Consider the following 17,158-nt stretch of genomic DNA (forward strand, 5'->3'; position numbering starts at 1 on the left):
CGTGTCGCCATATCGCGATCACCGCCATACTTCTCGGCGACCGCACCGCAGGCTGAGGTGGTCGTCGGCTCGATGTGCCGGAAACTCACGTCCCGTGCTCGACTTCGCGTTGAGGAAGGCGGGCGCGCGCCACGCTGGCCCGCGCGGGACGCAGCCGACCCGACTGATCAAGCCAACGCACGGCCAGCGCACAGGCCACTCCCACGGCAGCCAGCCCCCACCAGGGAAGACCCGGCAGGCCCGACTGCCCGCTGAAGTCGAGCAGGGCGCCGGTGAGGAGGTTCCCCACCGCGATTCCGATCCCGGACAAGGTGTTGTACAGACCGTAATAGGTGCCCATCATCTGGTCACCACCCAGGTTGGCGATGGTCGACATCTCGAAGGGGTAAACGATCATGGTAGCTACGGTGAGCAGCGCCGTCGTCACCAGGATGGGGGCTACAGCGATGACGTATTCCCACCCCCCGGTGACTGTGGCGTGGCGAGTCGAAGCTGCGACAGCGATGGGAACAAATGCGATTCCCATCAGGAACAGGCCGTGAACCATGGCCTGGCCGGGCGTCCAGCGAGCCTTCACCCACCTCGTAACGTGCACCTGACCGATCATCGACAGGCCGCCGGACAGCACGAAGAGCAAAGTGACGCCCAACTCTCCTCCCGTGGCTCGCCGCACCTCGATGGGCAGGCCGAGGTACACCTGGAAGTTGAGAATGTAGGAACCGATCAAAGCCAGGGAGAAGAGCATGAAGGCGCGGTTTCCCAGCGCCTGACGCCAGTCGCTGAGCATCGACCCTGCGGCCCCGGCCCGGCTGCCGCGTCTGTTGGGCAGAGCCCGCACCTGAGCCAGCGCCAAGATCGCAAAGAGCCCGGCCGCTACCAGGCAGGTGATGCGGAAGGCGAAGCCCTGCAGCAGCAACCCGATCAGTGGTCCGATCAGGATGCCGGTTTGGTAGAAGACGTTGAATATGGCGAACGCGTCCACTTTGCGTTCCCCTGCCTCTTGAGCCAGGTAGGCGCGTGCGGCCGGGTTGAAGAAGGCTCCCGCGAGCCCCGTCAAGGCCGAGGCCAGAATCAGAGCCGGCACCGCCTCGACCAGACCGAGCAGGGCGAATCCGACCGTACGAAGAGCCAGCCCGGTGAGGATCATCGGCTTGTAGCCGATCCGGTCGGCGAGACTTCCGCCGACCAGGAACAAGCCCTGCTGGCTCAGGTTGCGTACACCAAGGATCAGCCCGGTCAACCACACCGCCAGGCCCACGTCCCCGGTCAGATACGTGGCCAGATACGGCATCAGCATGTAGAAGCCGATGTTGATGGTGAGCTGGTTGATCAGGAGCAACCGGATCGGCCGGTCGAACGATCTCACCTGGGCGAGGGTCGCCTTCACGTCGGCTCCCCCATCGCTGAAGGCATGCCCTGGTTTTCCGCCAGCGGATCCGTCACCGCAGTACAGCGGGTCCACCGCTCCACCTCGGCCGCGTCACACCTCGAGATCAGGTCTGGTTCCGGCTCCGGCTTGCGGTGGAGAAGATCGTGGTCATGGCAGTAGCCGTCGTTGTAGATCGTGTCGAAATAGCGCTCCGGACCATCAGGGAAGACCGCGGCGATGCGGGTGCCGGCCGGTTCGGTCCTGGCGAGCCAGGAGGCCACAAGCGCGACGGCGCCGACACTCCATCCGCCGGTGGCATACCTGATGGCACCGAGTCGCCGACAGCCCCATACCGCCTCGGCTGGAGCAACCCAGTGCACCTCGCTGAACAGCTCGTAGGCGACGTTGCGCGGATGGATGCTGCTGCCCAGGCCGCGCATGAGTCGTGCTCTTGGAGGCTGGCCGAAGATCGTCGAACCGACCGTGTCGACGCCCACGAGACGCACTCCTGGGCAGAGCTCCCGTAGCGTGCGGAACGTTCCAGCGCTATGGCCGCCGGTGCCGACACTGCAGACGAGCACATCGACCTGGCCGAGCTGAGCGGCCAGTTCCTCGGCCAGGGCGCCATACGCGGCGACGTTGTCGGGATTGCTGTACTGGTCAGGGCAATAGGACCCAGGGCGCGCATCCAGAAGCTGCCGAACCCTCTGCCGCCGTGCCTCCTGCCAGCCCCCCTCAGGGTGCGGCTCGGTGACGAGTTCCACCCGGGCCCCGTAGGTGCGGAGCAGTCTGTGAACCAGCGGCTCCAGGCCTGGATCGGTGACAAGCGTCACCGGGTGTCTGTGGATCATCCCGGCGAGGGCCAGGCCCAGGCCGAGCGTGCCGCTGGTCGACTCGACGATGTGCCTGCCCGGCTCCAGCTCGCCGCGCGTTTTCGCCTCGGCGATCATGTGAAGGCCCGGCCGGTCTTTGATGCCACCAGGGTTATAGCTCTCGAGCTTCGCCCAGAAGCCACGCTCACCCCCGGACCATATTTCCGGCACCCACAGAACCGGGGTATTGCCGACCAGGTCCGCCAAAGAGCCGCGCGTCTGTATGCGCACGTCGTTCATGAAGTTCCTCGTTCACTGGGGACTGCGGATGGATCGACAAGGCGTCAGCCGCGCGCCGGTGTTGGGGCTCTCGGAAGAGTCCACTCCGAAATCACGCAGCTGACGCCGGGCGCTCTACACCCGTGTCATGCACAGCAAATTGAGGAGATGCACGCCAAAGGGCGGCAAGAGGTCGAACCCGGCGTCGAAGACCAGGCGTGTGGCCCCCAGTGCCGATTTCTCGATCGCAGGAAGCTTAATCAGCAGCGGTTGCTCGTCGGGCGACCGCAGTGGCGACACCAAGCCGCGATGATCTGCCCCCGACTGCGCCGTGTCTTCGCATGACCCATGGTCATGCGAACCGGGCGCAGGATCAGGGTGATGATCGACGACCGCTGTCGTGGAGAGAGAGGTGGCCGCATCTAGCGATGATTCAGCCTGAGCATGGGGCCCAACGCCACAGAGAATCACGGTGAACAGGAGGATGGCAGAGAGCACACTAAGCAAGGCACTAGAAGCGCCCCGGCATCGGGTCGCGAACAAACAGCTCCTAGCAGCCACTCGACCAGGCTATATGACTGAATGTGCAAAGTTGGTCAGCCATAAGTAAATGACGTTGCCTCGGCGTGAGGGCTTCGCTCACAAGCCGGGGTGTGGAGGTCCAGACGGGTTGCCGAACGAGCGGCGGCGGCGATGAGCAAATGAGCGGCCAGCGTCTGGCCGCCGTCGAGCTCCACGCGAAGCCGCCGACCTCCGCTTCGACGGCGACCACCCAGGTGCGGGTAGGCATCTCACCAAGCCGTGGATGTGGTGGCCGATGCCCACCAGGCACGGCTGGCGAGTGACCATCCGCACGCTGGAAGGCCAGACGCGATGGTCGCCGGCGCGACGCAGCCCGGGAAGTCGAACCTGGCCAACGCGCTGATAGTGGCCGGCCCCCAGCCGATGTGCCGGCGCTGGCAGAGGTGGTGGTCGCGGTCGGCCGGCTCATGGACTCGCTGCCAGAGGTGGCCGAACTCGATCTCAACCCCGTGATCGTGACCACGACCGGCGCGGTCGTCGTGGACGCCCGGATCCGGCTCGCGCCCGCCGGCCCCCTCCCTCGCCCTATATCCGCAAGCTGCGCTGAGGGAACGGGCCCGGCAATGTGCCGGGATCTCACGGAGGATGCCCATATGGGCCAAAAATGTGCAGGTCATCTGGTCGCGGCGGATTCGATGGGCACATGCTTCGGATAAGGGGACCCGAGCAGGGTTGCGGTGAGAGCCGTTGAGGGACGTACACCGGCTGAGGGCGTGAGCATGATGACGGGGAACGCGGAAGAGCCGCAGCAGGCCTCCGTCTTTGGGGCACGTCTGCGCCTGGGCGACGAACTGAACCGGATAGCCGAACAGTTGAGCTCCCTGGCCCGTGCCCAGGACCGTCTCAATGACATGTACGAGGCCGTGCTGAGCCGGGACATAGATCTGTCGGTCGTGCTGGAGCTGATCGTCTCGACCGCGACGAACCTGGTCGGTGCTCGCTACGGCGCGCTCGGCGTGCTCGACGAGACAGGCGAACGCCTCGGACTGTTCGTGCCCATGGGGCTGTCGGAGCAGGAACGGGCCGATCTGGCCGGCACGCCGCTACCGCGCGGACGCGGCCTGCTCGGCCACCTGATCACCCACCCTGAGCCCCTGCGTGTCGACGACATCGACGCCCACCCGGAATCGGCGGGTTTCCCGCCCGGCCATCCGCCGATGCGGACCCTGCTGGGAGCCCCGATCATCATCCGGGGCGAGATCTACGGGAACCTGTACGTCTCCGAGCGGCTCGACGGGCGGCCCTTCGACGCCCACGACGAAAGCCTGATCGTCGCACTGGCCGGCGCGGCCGCCCTCGCGATCGACGACGCCCGCCTGTACGAGGAGAACCGCCGGGACGCCGAGCACTTCCAGCGACTCCTGCTTCCACGGCTGCCCGAACACCTGCACCCGTTCTCCGTCGCCGCCGCCTACCGCCCGGCGTGCAAGCCGAGCCGGGTGGGCGGAGACTGGTACGACGTCATGCCCGCCCCCGGCCAGGCGTGCGCTGCGATCATCGGTGACGTGGTCGGGCACGACCTCCAGGCCGCCGCCGCCATGACGCAGATCCGCAACATGCTGCGTGCCCTGCTGTACGACCACCGCACCTCACCGCGAGCCGTCCTGACCCGCCTCGACCGCACGGTCCAAGCGATCACCGACAACCCTGTGACCACCGCGTGCCTGGCCCGTATCGAACCGGCCCGCCAAGGCTGGACGCTGCGGTGGAGCACGGCGGGTCACCCACCGCCTCTGCTGCTCATTCCCGGCCGGCCTCCCTGCTATCTGCACAGCAATCCCGACCTGCCTCTCGGCGTCGACGTCACTCAGCCGCGCCACAACCACACCCGGCTCCTGCCTCCGGGAACCACGGTGGTCTTCTTCACCGACGGGCTCGTGGAGGACCGGCTGCGGCCCCTCGACGAGGGGTTGGCCCGCCTGGCCGCCCTCGCCGCCGCTGATGCCGACCTGCCGGTGCACGACCTGGTGACGACGCTGATCGATGAGCATCCCGGCGACGGCCAGGACGACATGGCCATCCTCGCGATCCGCACCCCGCCGGCCTGACCCAGAGGGCGGCCCGGTGATCAGGGGCGCTTTTTACGAAACGAGTCCCTGATGTAGGACTTTCATCCCTGTCGCGAGGAAATGGCCACTCTTATGCCGGATAGGGAGTGACGACAAGGATGGACCGATCGGGGCGGACCACGCCCGGCAGGGGTGAGCTGACCTTCCTGGGCGGCGTGGGAACGGTGACGGGCAGCAAGTTCCTGCTCGCTCTACCGCAGGGAGGCCGCGTTCTCCTGGACTGCGGGCTCTTTCAGGGCGGGCGGGCCTTGCGGCAGCGGAACTGGGACAGCTTCCCGATTCCGGCGGAATCGCTGTCGGCGATCGTGCTCAGCCACGCACACCTTGATCATTGCGGTTATCTGCCCGCGCTGGTGCGTCAGGGTTTCGGCGGGCCGGTGCACGCCACCCCCGACACCGCGCGACTGGCGGCGATCGTGCTGCGGGACAGCGCGAAGCTGATGGCCGACGAGGCCGAGCACGCCAACACCCATGGCTGGTCGAGGCACCGTCCCGCGCTCCCGCTGTATGAGGAGAAGGACGTCGAGAAGGCCCTGGAGCTGATGGCGCCGACAGAGCACGGGCAGGCCGTCGACCTGGACGGCGCGGAACTTCGCCTGCATCGGGCCGGACACATCCTCGGCTCCTCGTGGAGCGAGGTCACTCTCACCGACGGGACGGTGCTGGTTCACAGCGGCGATCTGGGACGTCCCGTCCACCCGTTGCTCAAGCCGCCGGAACCCTGCCCGCACGCCGACACCATGTTGATCGAGTCGACGTACGGCAACCGGCGTCACAACGACGCCGACACCCTGATGGCGATGGCCGCGGCCGTCAACCGGACGGTGCGCCGTGGCGGCTCGGTCCTCATCCCGGCCTTCGCCGTCGACCGCACCGAGGTGATCATCTACCGGCTCCACCAGTTGCGCCAAGCGGGCGCGATCGCCGAGGTTCCAGTCTTCGTGGACAGTCCCATGGGGCTGTCGGCCAGAGACGTCTATCTGCGCGCGATCGCCGGCGGCTCGGCGGAACTGCGTCCCGAAGTGACCCGGGACGTGCTGGATCCGGGCTGGCTGCGGGAGCTACGTACCGTCGAGGAGTCGATGAGCGTGAACGAGCCCGCCAAGCCCTGCGTCATCATCTCGGCCTCCGGCATGGCCAGTGGCGGCCGGGTGGTGCATCATCTGCGCCATCTGCTTCCAGATCCGCGCATGACCGTCCTCGTCGTCGGGTTCGCCGCGCTGGGGACACGCTCACGTTCCCTCGTCGACGGCGCCTCCTCGTTGGAGATCCACGGCGACCACGTTCCGGTGCGGGCGGAGATCGTGAACCTGCCGGGATTCTCCGTGCATTCCGACGCCGAGGAAACTCTCGCCTGGCTGCGCCACCTCCAGCAGCGGCCGCGGATGACCTATGTCGTCCACGGCGAGCCCGAAGCGGCCGCCACCTTGCGGGGTCGGATCGAGCGCGAGCTCGGCTGGCGAGCGGCCACTGCCTGCCCGGATGAGAGCGTCCCTCTGTAGGCCGACGGGCGGCGGGACCAGACCCGATGGTTGCGCGGGACCTTCGACTCTGCCCTGCCCGGCCGGACCGGACGAACGTGAGGACGAGGAGCCCACCCTTCGAGGAACGGGGGAAGCATCATGGAGGCGATGATCTATCAAGGTCCCGGCCGGCGGTCCTGGGACGAGGTGCCCGATCCCGTGATCACCGACCCCGCCGACGCGGTCGTCCAGGTGGACGCAGTGACCATCTGCGGCACCGATCTGCACATTCTCAAGGGTGACGTGCCGGAGGTGAGGCCGGGGCGGGTCCTCGGTCACGAAGCCGTGGGGACCGTCGTGGCGGCCGGCCCCGCCGTCACCACCCTGCGCCCCGGTGACCGTGTCCTGGTGTCCTGCATCTCCGCCTGTGGACGCTGCCGCTACTGCCGCACGGGAATGTTCGGGCAGTGCCTGGGCGGCGGCGGATGGGTGCTGGGGCACCTGATCGACGGAACGCAGGCCGAGTACGTGCGGATACCGTTCGCCGACACCTCCGCCTACCGGCTGCCCGACAGCGTCGCCGACCGGGCCGCTCTCCTGCTTGCCGACATTCTGCCCACGGCCTTCGAGGTCGGGGTGCGCAACGGCGGAGTACGGCCCGGAGACTCCGTGCTCATCGTGGGGGCCGGGCCCATCGGCTTGGCCGCCGTCACCACGGCCCGGCTGCTCACCCCGGCCCACATCGTGGTCGTGGACCCCGCAGGACCACGGCGGGAGGCCGCCAAGACGATGGGCGCGGACGTAGCCGTGGGAACGCCCGAGGACGCCGAGAAGGTGGTCGCCGAGCTGACCGGTGGCCTGGGCGCCGACGTCACCATCGAGGCGGTGGGTGTTCCCGAGACCTTCGAACTGTGCGCCCGTCTCGTGAGGCCAGGCGGCCGCGTGGCCAACGTGGGAGTGCACGGCACCCCGGCGACGCTGCATCTGGAACACCTGTGGATGAGGGACGTGACCATCACCACCGGACTGGTCGACACCTGCTCGACGCCCGATCTGCTCAAGATGGTCGCCGCGGGACGTCTGGACACCTCCGGTTTCGTCACGCACGAGTTCGCGCTTTCCGACATGGAGGCGGCGTACCGGACGTTCGCCGATCCCGCCTCCACCGGAGCTCTCAAGATCGCCGCGTTCCGCGACGGGTTCCGTGATGAGCCGGCCGCCTGACCTCAGCCGGGAGGCCGACCCGTGCGAACCGCTGCCGCGGCTGCTGGCCGACCTGGGCACCGGGCCCGGCGGCCTGTCCGAGCGGGAGGCGGCCCGCCGCCTTGTCGCCTACGGGCCCAACGAGGTGAGCCGCCGGGAGCGCGCGTCCTTGGCACACGATGCGGTCGTCCAGCTTGTGCATCCTCTGGCGCTGCTGTTGTGGGGCGCGGGAGCCCTCGCGTTCGTGGCCGGAACGCCGGTCCTCGGCTGGGCCATTCTGGCCGTCGTCGCGCTCAACGCGGTCTTCGCCCTCCTCCAGGAACGTCAGGCGGAGCAGGCGGTCGAGGAACTGGCCCGATATCTCCCCGACCGCGCCCGGGTGGTGCGCGACGGAACGGAGCGGACCCTGGACGCCGGCGAGCTGGTGCGCGGAGATCTGCTGCTCCTCGATGAGGGCGACAAGGTGCCGGCCGACGCGCGCCTGGTCGAGGGGTCGCTGGAGATCGACCTGTCGATGCTGACCGGGGAGTCGGCCCCGGTGGACCGGGTGGCGGCCGAATCCGAGAAGGGGTTGCCGGCCCTCAGGGAGCCGAACCTGGTCTTCAGCGGCACCATGTGCACGGGCGGGCAGGCCAAGGGGGTCGTGTACGCCACCGGCGGCCACACGGAGCTGGGCCGCATCGCCGCCCTCAGCCAGCGCACCCGCCGTGAGACCAGCCCGCTGGAACGCCAGGTGCAGCGGGCCGCCTGGCTGATCGCCGCCGTCGCGGTCGGGATGGGGATCGCGTTCCTGCTGGTGGGGGCGCTGGCCGGGCTGCCGCTGGCGGACGCGCTCATGTTCGCGATCGGGCTGCTGGTGGCCAACGTACCTGAAGGGCTCCTGCCCACGATCACACTCGCGCTGGCCGTCGGGGTACGGGTGCTGGCCCGGCAGGGGGCGGTGGTCAAACGGCTCAGCGCGGTCGAGACCCTGGGCTCGACCGACGTGATCTGCACCGACAAGACCGGCACCCTGACGGCCAACCGGATGCGGCTGAGGGCCGTCTGGACGCTCCACGACGGCGAACGCCCGGCCGAGGCCGGCACCGGCGAACTGGGCCGAGCGGCGGCCGAATGCACGACCGTCGATCGCGATGAGCATGGACTGGTCGGCGACCCGACCGAGATCGCGCTGGTGGAGGGCTGCACCCACTGGGCCGAAGGGCAGGAGGGTGGGACAGCGGGCCGGGACGCCCGCCGGGCCGCCTTGTTCCGGTTCGACGCCCGGCGACGACTGATGTCGGTGGTGACCACCGATGCCGACCGGATGACGGTGGTCGTGAAGGGCGCCCCGGAGGCGGTGCTGCCCCTTGTGACCGATCCGCCGGTGGCCGACCCTGCCCGCCAGCGGGTCCTTTCGGCCGTCGCGAACATGGCCGGTCGAGGGCTGCGGGTCCTGGCCGTCGCGGCGCGGGATCTCGGACCGGGGCCAGAACCCGGGCGGGAACCGCGCCGCCGGCAGGACGCCGAACGGGACCTGCGCCTGCTGGGCCTGGTCGGCTTGTACGACCCGCCCCGTCCCGAGGTCGCCGACGCGGTGCGGCGCTGCCATACCGCAGGGCTGCGTGTGCATGTGGTGACCGGCGACAACGGCATCACCGCGGCGGCGGTGGCCCGGGAGGTCGGCATCGGGAGGCCGGAACTGGTGACGGTGGCCGACTCCGAGACCCTCGACGACGCCGCGCTGGACCGGCTGCTGGCCGGTGAGGCCGAGGTCGTCTTCGCCCGGTCCTCACCGGAGACCAAGCTGAAGATCGCCGACGCCCTGCGCGCCCAGGGCCGGATCGTGGCGATGACCGGCGACGGCGCCAACGACGCTCCGGCGCTGCGCCGGGCCGACATCGGGGTGGCCATGGGGCGGTCGGGCACCGGTGTGGCCCGTGAGGCGGCCACCATGGTGCTGACCGACGACAGCTTCGCCACCATCGTCACGGCGATCGAGTCGGGGCGGCGGGTCTACGACAACGTCCGCAAGTTCATCGTGTACATCTTCGCCCACGCCGTACCGGAGATCGTGCCGTTCCTGGTGTTCGCGCTGAGCGGCGGCGCTGTGCCGATTCCGCTGACGGTGGTCCAGATCCTCGCCATCGACCTGGGTACCGACACCCTGCCGGCGCTGGCGCTGGGCCGTGAACCGGCCGAACCCGGGATCATGTCCCGGCCGCCACGGTCCCGGTCGCAGGGCGTCGTCTCGGGGCGGATGCTGCTGCGGGCCTGGGGCACCATCGGCGTGCTCTCCGCGATCCTGACGATGACCGCCTTCTTCTACGTGTTGTGGCGGGCCGGTTGGCGACCCGGCGCCCCGACCGGCGTGGGCGCCCCACTACACCACGCCTACCTGACCGCCACGACCGCGACCTTCGCGGGCCTGGTGGCCTGCCAGGTCGGCACCGCCATGGCGGCCCGGACGGAGCACGCCTCGCTACGCCAGGTAGGCCTGTTCACCAATCCGATGCTGTTGGCCGGCATCGCCTTTGAGCTGGCCTTCACCGCCGCGTTGATCTACCTTCCACCGGTCCAACGACTGCTCGGCACCGCGGCGCTCCCCCTTGACGTCCTGCTGCTCATCATGTGCTTCCCCCTCCTCATCTGGGGTTCGGACGAGCTCCGGCGGTGGGCGGACCGGCGCCGGCACCGTCCGCATGGTGAGATGGAGACAGGAGACGACCGAGGAGGGGGCACCCCATGAGCTCGATCATCGTCGCCGGAGCCGACGGGTCCGCACCCGCGCTCGCCGCCGTCGAATACGCCGCCCACGACGCGCTCCGGCGGGGCGGAGAGCTTCGGATCGTCCACGTCAGGGAGCCGTGGGTGGGCTCCCGGCTCAGAGAACTCGACGCGGTCGAGACCAGGTATGGCGTACAGGTTCTGACCACCGCCGAACAGCGAGCCCGCGCTTGCTCACCCGACCTGGCCGTGACCACTCACCTGGCCACCGGTGACGTCGTCAACCGGTTGAAGGACGAGGCCGGAAGAGCCGATGCGCTCGTCATCGGCTCCAGCGGCATGGGCGGCTTCACCGGCATGATCCTCGGATCGACCAGCCTGGGCCTCGCGGGACATGTCCTCGGCCCGGTCATCGTGGTGCGCGAGGTCCCCTCCGGCACGCATGCGAAGGTCGTGGTCGGCTACGACGGGACCGAGGACGCCGACGTGGCGCTGGAGTTCGCCTTCGCCGAGGCCGAACGCCGCGGCGCACGTCTGGAGGCGGTGTACGCCTGGCGGTCGCCGTCATTCTCGTCCCTGAGCACCGCATACGAAGACCTGATTCACTGCGTGTACGACGAGCACACCGATTTCGTGCGCCAGAAGTTCGTTGCCCGGCACGCCGAACACCCTCACGTGATCAGTGAGCACATCGGGGTGCGCGGGCACCCGGTGCGGGTCCTGTCGGAGGAGTCACGTATGGCCGACCTGGTGGTCGTCGGCTCACGCGGTCTGGGCTCGCTCGTAGCGGCCACGATGGGGTCGGTCGGCCACGGTTTGCTGCACCACGCCCTCTGCCCGGTCGCGATCGTGTCGGCCGAGGCGACCGCCGGAATGTAGCCAGGCCGTGGCGACGTACCTCTTACAGGGGGTGGAATCACATGGGTGTCAAGGTCGAGGAGGTCATGACCCGACAGGTGATCTCGGTGCTGGAGGACACCTGCTTCAAGCAGGTCGCCGCCGAACTTCTCGAGCACGAGGTGGCGACCGTCCCCGTGCTGAACGCCCGGGGCTGCGTGTCGGGCGTGATCTCGGAGGCGGATCTGCTGCGCACCGAGGAGTTCCGGGGCGGCCACATGCCCGTCACTTCCCATGTCACCTGGCGCGCGGCGGGCACCAAGGCGGGTGACTTGATGTCGGCTCCGGCGATCACCGTCACGCCGGAGACATCGGTGACGGTGGCGGCCCGCATCATGAACGGCTGCGGGGTCAAGAGCCTTCCGGTGGTGGCCGCCGACGGGCGCCTGGTCGGCATCGTCAGCCGCCACGACGTGCTGAAGGTGTTCGTACGCCCCGACGCCGACCTGGAACTCCAGATCCGGACCGAGGTACTGAACCGATCCTTGTGGATGGACGCGACACGGGTCCATGTCGCCGTCGCCGACGGTGTGGTCACGCTTACCGGGCGGATGTGCCTGCGGCGGGACGCAGTGATCGCGACCTGGATGACCCGGCAGGTCAACGGGGTCATCGATGTGATCAACGAGATCGAGTGGGACCGGGACCTCGGCTGAGGAGCCATGGGTGCGGCGCAGGGTGCCAGGACGCGGTGCCCATGAGACCGACGGCCGACGGGTCGGCCCGGTCGGTCACTGACTCCGCTTGGCCGCGGTGCCGGGGACGGGGGCCAGGCGCACTGCGGTCACCTTGTACTCCGGGCACGAGGTGATGGTGTCCGCATGGGCGGAGGTCAAAATGTTGACCCCACTTGAGGGGAAGTGGAAGGCGCAGAAGACCTGTCCGGGCACCATTTCGTCGCTCAGCTTCACGGTCAGCGTAGCGCGGCCTCGCCGGCTCTCCACGGTGACCGGGTGACCGTCGCGAAGCCCGTACCTGGCGGCGTCGGCCGGATGCACGTCGAGCCGGTCGGTCCCGTCGAGCCGGATGTTGTCCGTGCGCCGGGTCATGCCGCCGGAGTTGTAGTGGGCCCAGCGCCGTCCGGTCACCAGGATCACCGGGTAGTGGTCGTCGGGGCTCTCGCCCGGCGGGAGATAGGGGCAGGCGGCCAGTTTCGCCCGCCCATCAGGGGTGGCGAAGCGCTCTTTGTAGAGTTTGGCCTCACCGGGGCAATCGGAGTCGGGGCACGGCCACGCGACGGCGCCCTCCCGATCCAGTCGCTCATGGGACACCCCCGCGAACAGGGGCGCCACCCGGCCACATTCGGCCAGCGCCTCGGCCGGTGTCCGGCAGCCCAGATCGACGTCAAGCGCAGAGGCCATGGCGTGCACGATCGCGAAGTCGGTCTTGGCTTCTCCCGGTGGGGTCAGGGCGGGACGCACCCGCTGGAATCGGCGGTCGAAGTTGACGAAGGTGCCGTCCTTCTCCAGCCAGGACGCCACCGGGAGCACGACATGGGCGCGCTGGGCGGTCTGGGACAGGAACAGCTCCTGGCAGACGACGAGGGAGCAGGCGTCCAGCGCCTCGGCGACCCGAGTGCCGTCCGGGTCGGTGGCGCACACGTCCTCTCCCATGATCCACAGCGCCTTGAGCGTTCCCGCGCGAGCGGCGGCGAACATCTCCGGGATGCGCATCCCGGGCCGGGTCGGCACCGGCGCCCCCCACACATGTTCGGCCCTGGCCCGGGCGAGCGGATCGGTCACCTTGCCGTACCCGGGCAGGATGTCGGGCAGCGCGCCCATGTCCGAGGCGCCCTGCACGTTGTTCTGGCCGCGCAGCGGGTTGATCCCGAAGCCGCGCTCCGTGCCGACCGCACCGCGCAGGATCGCCAGGTTGGCCAGGGCGCGCACTCCGTCGGTGCCGTGCAGGTGCTCGGTGACCCCGAGCCCGTAGATGATCGCCGGTCGCTCGGCCCGCCCGTAGAGCCGGGCCACGGCGACCAGATCCTCGGCGGGAACGCCGGTCAGGGCCTCCACCCGATCCGGAGGATAGCCGGTGAGCAGATCGAGGAGTTCCGGCAGGCCGTCGGCGCGGCGGCGCAGGAACTCCTCATCGGCCAGGCCTTCGGCCCAGAGGGTGTGCGCCAGCCCGTGGAACAGGGCGACGTTGGTGCCGGGCCGGGGCCGCAGGTGCACGTCGGCGTAGCGGGCCAGCCCGACGGTCCTGGGGTCGGCGACGATCAGCCGCGTCCCGCGCAGGACCTTCTGCAGGAGCCGCGCGCCGACCACCGGGTGGGCCTCGACCGGGTTGGCGCCCACCACCAGCAGGCAGTCGGCCGTCTCTACGTCGTCGAACGTGTCGGTTCCACCCGACAGGCCGAACGCGGCGATGAGTCCGGCGGACGAGGGGGCGTGGCAGAGCCGGGAACAGTTGTCGATGTTGTTGGTGCCGATGGCCACCCGCATGAACTTCTGGGCAAGATAGTTTTCCTCATTGGTGGCCCTTGCCGAAGAGATCGCCGCCACGGCGTCAGGACCGCCCGCGGCGACGGCGTCCCGCAGGCCACGCGCGATGTACTCCAGGGCCTCCTTCCAGGTCACCGGCTCAAGTCGCCCGTCGCGACGAAGCAACGGCCGGGTCAGGCGTTCGGGAGATCCCAGGAAGCCGTGCGCGAAGCGGCCCTTGACGCAGGCGTGCCCCCGGTTGACCGGGCCGTTGTGGTCCGGCAGGACGGCCGCCACCTGATCGTCACGGGTGAGCACCTCCAGTGAACAGCCGACGCCGCAGTAACCGCACGTGGTCACCGTGCGCTCCGCTGCCGCCGGGCCGCCGAGCGGGAGTCCGGGCTCGGTGAGCGCGCCGGTGGGACAGGTGTCGACGCAGCCGCCACAGGCGACACAGTCGGACTCCGCCCATGGTCCACCCGTGCCGGGAGCTACGACCGTGTCGGCACCCCGACCGGTCAGAGTCAGCGCGAAGGTGCCCTGAACCTCGTTGCACATGCGCACGCACCGGCCGCAGGCGATGCACAGATCTCGATCCAGGTGGACGTAGGGGTGGCTGTCGTCGCGGCCCCGACCGCCGTGCCCTTGGGCGGTCTGCGGTGCGATCCCCATCTCATGGCAGACGCGGGCCAGCTCGCGGCCGTCCACCCCGCCGTCCAGCGCGCGAGGCGGCAAGGCCGCGACGATCACCTGAACGGCTTCGCGGCGCAGCGCCTGCAATTCCCCGGCGGCGACCTCGACCACCGCGCCGTCGACGGCCGGGCTCACACAGGCGGCCACGATGTCCCCGCCCGACCTCACCAGGCAGGCGCGGCAGGAGCCCGCCGGGGTCAGCCGATCGTCATGGCACAGCGTGGGCAACTCGACGCCGGCCAGGCGTACCGCCGCCAGCAGCGAGTCGCCCTGGGCCGGCCGGACGGTGACACCGTCGACCTCGACTAGCACGGATTCCACCCCTCCAGCTCGTCCCCATAGGCACGGGCGAGGCTGCGAACGGCGGCGGGCACCCGCCGCCCGAAGGCGCACAGGCTCGCCTGTCCCATCACCCGAAGCAGCCGCGCGTACTCCTCGCCGGCGGGCCCCCCGGAAGAGGCGATCTCCAGACCGCGACGAGAACCGGCCCGGCACGGCGAGCAGGCTCCGCAGCTCTCGGCGGCGACGAATTCCCACACGTGCCGCAGCACCTCCAGAGGATGGAGGCGCTGGTCGAAGGCGACGAGACCGGCGTGTCCGAGCGCCGCGCCGCGGCTGGTCAGGTCGGCGTCGGTGAGCGGCACGTCCATCTGTCCGGGACCCAGGAAGCCGCCCAGCGGCCCGCCCACCTGCACAACGCTCAGTTGTGCCCCCTCGCGCAGGCCGCCGCCCAGGTTGCTGACGATGTCGGCTACCGGGGTGCCCAGTTCGACCTCGTAGCAGCCGGGCCGGGCGAACCGTTCGGAGAGGCAAACCAGCTTCGTGCCGGTCTCGGTCCGCCTACCCCGGCGGGCGTACGCGCCGCCGCCCCGCTGCACGATCCACGGGATCGCCGCCAGCGTCTCGACGTTGTTGACCACGGTGGGGGCGTCCCACAGTCCCTGCTTCGTCGGATAGGGCGGCCGGGGCCGGGCACAGCCGCGCCCTCCTTCCAGCGCGGCGATCAGGGCGGTCTCCTCGCCGGCCACATAGGATCCGGCTCCCTCGGCCACCTCGATGTCGAGATCCAGATCGCTGCCGTGGACTCGTCGCCCCAGATGCCCGTCCTCATAGGCCTCCCGCACCGCGGCCCGCATCCGGGCCAGCGCCTGCGGATACTCCGAGCGCACCAGCACCACGGCGCGACGGGCCCCGCAGGCCAGGCAGGCCAATGCCAGCCCTTCCAGCACACGCGCCGGATCGGCCTCCATCAGCAGCCGGTCGGCGTAGGAGCCGGGGTCGCCCTCGTCGCCGTTGGCGACCACCACGGTGTCGGGCGAGCGGCTGGTGGCCGCCCACTTGGCGGCCACAGGGAAACCCGCTCCTCCACGCCCCCGCAGCCCTGAGGCTGCCACTTCGGCCTGGATCTGCTCAGGGGTGCGCACTCCCACCGTTTCCGGCCACACCTGCCAGGCGGACTCCCCGGCGACGACGCCGGCGAGCACCACGGGATCGCCAGTGGCGTCGGCGGCCGGAATCGGTGGAGCCAGCGGCGGTACCCGGCCGGCGAGTTGGTCGGCGACGTCCGGGCCGGCACAAGGGGTTTCGCCGTCGAGACAGGCGGGGCCCGCGTAGCAGTAACCCAGGCAACGGACTGTCTGCAGTGATACCCGCCGGTCGGGGCCGACGCTGTCGGCGGCGACCCCGAGCGTGCTCTCGACCTCGGCCAGGTGACGGCCGGCGCGGGCGGCGAAGCATGCCGCGGCGGTGCAGATCCGCACGTGACGGCGGCCGTGCCGGGCGGCGAGATCGGCGTAGAAGGTGGCCGGGCCCAGCCCGGCCGCCGCCGGGAGCCCGACCCGCCGTGCGACCTCGGGGGCCCATGAGTCAGGGCCGTCCGGCGAATCAGCGGCAGACCTGGCCAAGGCCTCCATCAGCCGGACACCAGGACGCGCACGCCGGCTGGCCAGCGCGCGCAAGGCGTCGAAACGATCGACCGCACCCATATCCTCATCATGAGCCTGCCGCCTGCGGCCCATCAGGTCACATGGTCGATCCAGGAAGGACTTTTGGCGCTCAAACCGCCCTCAGCCGACCCTTGGTTGACGTCGAGGCGCCGCCGGATACTCCATCGATCCGGCAGCATGCACGTCCTCTTTGTAAGTTCTCGCAGCCCTCACATCCACACGCCAACGCCCGCGAAGCAGTGGTTCCCGAGACCACCCATTCCGCTACGGCGACGCCGGCAGGCCCGGGACCAGGACGGCATCGTGGGGACGGCGATCCGGTCCGGCATCTCGGCGACCGAGAGGGCGACGCCGAGAAGCACCCCGTACAGGATGTCGAAGATCAGCGCGCTCCGGCAGGTGGCCGAGGCGAGGATGAACTCGCTGTGGCGGAACGCCAGCGGGCGGCGGAATTCGCCGAGGTCTATGAGGCGGGTCGCGGCGAAGATGACGATGGCGCCGAGCGCGGTCGACGACTCGGGGCCGATGGACCGGCCACGGTGAACCGGGCGAGCAGATCCTCCGCAGCCACGTTCGCCGGTAATTCCACAGATCGACGATGACTATGGACGCATGAATCATGACCGTCAGTGTCGCATTCATGGTGAGGCCAAGGTCTCTCCTCAAAGGGCCCCCGCCTCTGCCGCCCGCTTGGCCGCAGAGAGACAGTGGAACTG

The 17,158-nt window shown here is 69.6% G+C and carries 12 protein-coding genes; 7 read left to right on the forward strand and 5 right to left on the reverse strand.

Annotated features, from left to right (window positions below):
• Positions 1-85 precede the first annotated feature (85 nt).
• The 3 genes from GT755_RS22785 to GT755_RS22795 all read right to left on the reverse strand — a co-directional run bounded on the left by GT755_RS22785 (position 86) and on the right by GT755_RS22795 (position 2,958).
• A complete protein-coding gene (locus GT755_RS22785) occupies positions 86-1,387 on the reverse strand; it encodes an MDR family MFS transporter (RefSeq protein ID WP_161481646.1) in 1,302 nt (433 codons plus the stop codon).
• Positions 1,384-2,481, reverse strand: a complete 1,098-nt coding sequence (locus GT755_RS22790; protein WP_161481647.1) for a PLP-dependent cysteine synthase family protein — start codon at positions 2,479-2,481, stop codon at positions 1,384-1,386. Before GT755_RS22790 ends, GT755_RS22785 begins: the two co-directional genes overlap by 4 nt.
• A 114-nt stretch (positions 2,482-2,595) precedes the next feature.
• Positions 2,596-2,958: a hypothetical protein gene (locus GT755_RS22795; RefSeq protein ID WP_161481648.1), complete on the reverse strand. Its 363-nt coding sequence runs from the start codon at positions 2,956-2,958 to the stop codon at positions 2,596-2,598.
• A gap of 470 nt (positions 2,959-3,428) precedes the next feature.
• Between GT755_RS22795 and GT755_RS22800 the strand changes: the two genes are divergently transcribed.
• The 7 genes from GT755_RS22800 (at position 3,429) to GT755_RS22830 (ending at position 12,036) form a co-directional block, all read left to right on the forward strand.
• Complete coding sequence (locus GT755_RS22800; protein WP_328794470.1) at positions 3,429-3,698, forward strand: acetate--CoA ligase family protein; 270 nt, start codon at positions 3,429-3,431, stop codon at positions 3,696-3,698.
• Between the two features lie 63 nt (positions 3,699-3,761).
• Entirely contained in the window at positions 3,762-5,090 is a 1,329-nt protein-coding gene (locus GT755_RS22805; protein WP_235967191.1) for a PP2C family protein-serine/threonine phosphatase, read from the forward strand.
• Between the two features lie 119 nt (positions 5,091-5,209).
• Positions 5,210-6,613, forward strand: a complete 1,404-nt coding sequence (locus GT755_RS22810; RefSeq protein ID WP_161481650.1) for an MBL fold metallo-hydrolase RNA specificity domain-containing protein — start codon at positions 5,210-5,212, stop codon at positions 6,611-6,613.
• A 129-nt stretch (positions 6,614-6,742) separates the two neighbouring features.
• Complete coding sequence (locus GT755_RS22815) at positions 6,743-7,798, forward strand: zinc-dependent alcohol dehydrogenase family protein (protein ID WP_235967017.1); 1,056 nt, start codon at positions 6,743-6,745, stop codon at positions 7,796-7,798.
• Positions 7,782-10,505 (forward strand): cation-translocating P-type ATPase, encoded by a 2,724-nt coding sequence (locus GT755_RS22820; RefSeq protein WP_161481652.1) that lies wholly within the window; start codon positions 7,782-7,784, stop codon positions 10,503-10,505. The genes GT755_RS22815 and GT755_RS22820 overlap by 17 nt, the downstream gene beginning before the upstream one ends.
• Positions 10,502-11,362 carry a universal stress protein gene (locus tag GT755_RS22825; protein WP_161481653.1) on the forward strand — a complete coding sequence of 287 codons (861 nt, stop codon included), beginning with the start codon at positions 10,502-10,504 and terminating at the stop codon, positions 11,360-11,362. The genes GT755_RS22820 and GT755_RS22825 overlap by 4 nt, the downstream gene beginning before the upstream one ends.
• Before the next feature lie 41 nt (positions 11,363-11,403).
• A complete protein-coding gene (locus tag GT755_RS22830; protein ID WP_161481654.1) occupies positions 11,404-12,036 on the forward strand; it encodes a CBS domain-containing protein in 633 nt (210 codons plus the stop codon).
• Positions 12,037-12,111: 75 nt separating this feature from the next.
• Here GT755_RS22830 and fdhF read toward each other — a convergent pair whose 3' ends face one another.
• Together fdhF and GT755_RS22840 are read right to left on the reverse strand one after the other, a co-directional pair.
• Positions 12,112-14,808, reverse strand: a complete 2,697-nt coding sequence (gene fdhF / locus GT755_RS22835; RefSeq protein ID WP_328794467.1) for a formate dehydrogenase subunit alpha — start codon at positions 14,806-14,808, stop codon at positions 12,112-12,114.
• Positions 14,802-16,409 carry an NAD(P)H-dependent oxidoreductase subunit E gene (locus GT755_RS22840; protein WP_202610348.1) on the reverse strand — a complete coding sequence of 536 codons (1,608 nt, stop codon included), beginning with the start codon at positions 16,407-16,409 and terminating at the stop codon, positions 14,802-14,804. Before GT755_RS22840 ends, fdhF begins: the two co-directional genes overlap by 7 nt.
• Between the last annotated feature and the right edge of the window lie 749 nt (positions 16,410-17,158).

The sequence above is a fragment of the Herbidospora solisilvae genome (assembly GCF_009901565.1).
GTDB classification, from domain to species: domain Bacteria; phylum Actinomycetota; class Actinomycetes; order Streptosporangiales; family Streptosporangiaceae; genus Herbidospora; species Herbidospora solisilvae.

What these genes read in the sequence shown, in the direction of transcription:
- GT755_RS22815 (WP_235967017.1), top strand. Translation starts at nt 6,743, where the DNA reads ATGATCTATCAAGGTCCCGGCCGGCGGTCCTGGGACGAGGTGCCCGAT.
- GT755_RS22805 (WP_235967191.1), top strand. Translation starts at nt 3,762, where the DNA reads ATGATGACGGGGAACGCGGAAGAGCCGCAGCAGGCCTCCGTCTTTGGG.
- GT755_RS22825 (WP_161481653.1), top strand. Translation starts at nt 10,502, where the DNA reads ATGAGCTCGATCATCGTCGCCGGAGCCGACGGGTCCGCACCCGCGCTC.
- GT755_RS22820 (WP_161481652.1), top strand. Translation starts at nt 7,782, where the DNA reads ATGAGCCGGCCGCCTGACCTCAGCCGGGAGGCCGACCCGTGCGAACCG.
- GT755_RS22790 (WP_161481647.1), bottom strand. Translation starts at nt 2,481, where the DNA reads ATGAACGACGTGCGCATACAGACGCGCGGCTCTTTGGCGGACCTGGTC.
- GT755_RS22830 (WP_161481654.1), top strand. Translation starts at nt 11,404, where the DNA reads ATGGGTGTCAAGGTCGAGGAGGTCATGACCCGACAGGTGATCTCGGTG.
- GT755_RS22840 (WP_202610348.1), bottom strand. Translation starts at nt 16,409, where the DNA reads ATGGAGGCCTTGGCCAGGTCTGCCGCTGATTCGCCGGACGGCCCTGAC.
- GT755_RS22810 (WP_161481650.1), top strand. Translation starts at nt 5,210, where the DNA reads ATGGACCGATCGGGGCGGACCACGCCCGGCAGGGGTGAGCTGACCTTC.